The sequence below is a fragment of the Vibrio sp. 1562 genome (assembly GCF_033340155.1).
GTDB lineage: Bacteria > Pseudomonadota > Gammaproteobacteria > Enterobacterales > Vibrionaceae > Vibrio > Vibrio alginolyticus.
Window position 1 is genome coordinate 1 of the sequence record NZ_JAWOVY010000144.1, and the last position, 971, is coordinate 971.

The 971-nt window shown below is 45.2% G+C and carries 2 protein-coding genes; one reads left to right on the forward strand and one right to left on the reverse strand.

Translation table 11 applies throughout. The annotated features are described in order from the left end of the window. A partial coding sequence (locus R7Z49_RS23780) for a DEAD/DEAH box helicase (RefSeq protein WP_318112190.1) occupies window positions 1-280 on the reverse strand: 280 nt, incomplete at its 3' end. Window positions 281-356: 76 nt separating this feature from the next. Between R7Z49_RS23780 and R7Z49_RS23785 the strand changes: the two genes are divergently transcribed. Further along, entirely contained in the window at window positions 357-836 is a 480-nt protein-coding gene (locus tag R7Z49_RS23785; protein ID WP_025629963.1) for a GreA/GreB family elongation factor, read from the forward strand. Window positions 837-971: the final 135 nt, after the last annotated feature.

Genomic DNA, 971 nt, shown 5'->3' on the forward strand with positions numbered 1-971 from the left:
TGCTTTGGCTGCTATCGATAGAAGCGGCGGCGATCCCTTTGCTTTGCAAAAAGCTCAGCTGATCTTTCATTAGTGCCAGTAATGGCGAGATCACTAAAGTGAGGTTGGGCAGCATGGTGGCGGGGAGTTGATAACAAAGAGATTTGCCCGAGCCCGTTGGAAATATTGCTGCTGCAGAGTAACCATTCATGACCGATTCAATAACTGGTTGTTGGCCTTGGCGTAATGAGTCAAAACCAAACACGGATTGAAGCGTTTGTAGTAACTGGGTACTTTGCATGTTAGGGAAACCTTTCTTCGGTGATAGACTAGGGTACATTAACATATCCTGCCTACTGAGCGCGCCTTCAAAAAGTATGAACAAAGCTGAGTTAATCCAAATCATCATTTATCAATTGGAAGAAAAACTTCGAATTGCACACGCTTCCACCCAAAGAGCCATCGATGCCGCAACGGACGAAGAAACTGTGCCCGAGCATAAGTACGACACGCTTGCATTAGAGGCTTCCTATCTTGCTCACGGCCAAGCAATGCGAGTGCAAGAGAGTGAGGACGAATTGCGTCAGTATCGTTCAATGGTTATTCGCGACTTTACGGATGCGCCAATAGGTGTAGGCGCGTATGTGGTTCTCGTCGATGAGAATAATATCGAAAAACGCTTTTTCATCGGTCCGTGCTCTGGTGGACTAACGGTGGCTTGGCAAGATCAGGAAGTCTTTGTCTTAACAGCGAAATCACCATTGGGACGAGCGTTACTTGGCAAAGAGGAAGGCGAAGAGTTTGAGATGAAAATTGGCGATAAAACAACTTGTTACGAAGTCGTGACGGTGTTCTGACATCAAATGTATAACTGAGTGTTATGTTTAACAGAAGTTACTTTGAAGATAAGAGAATGACATGAAGAAACTTCTTACACTTTCATTGCTGATGGTTAGTGCAACAGGCTATGCAGCGCAATGTCGTGTGGACAT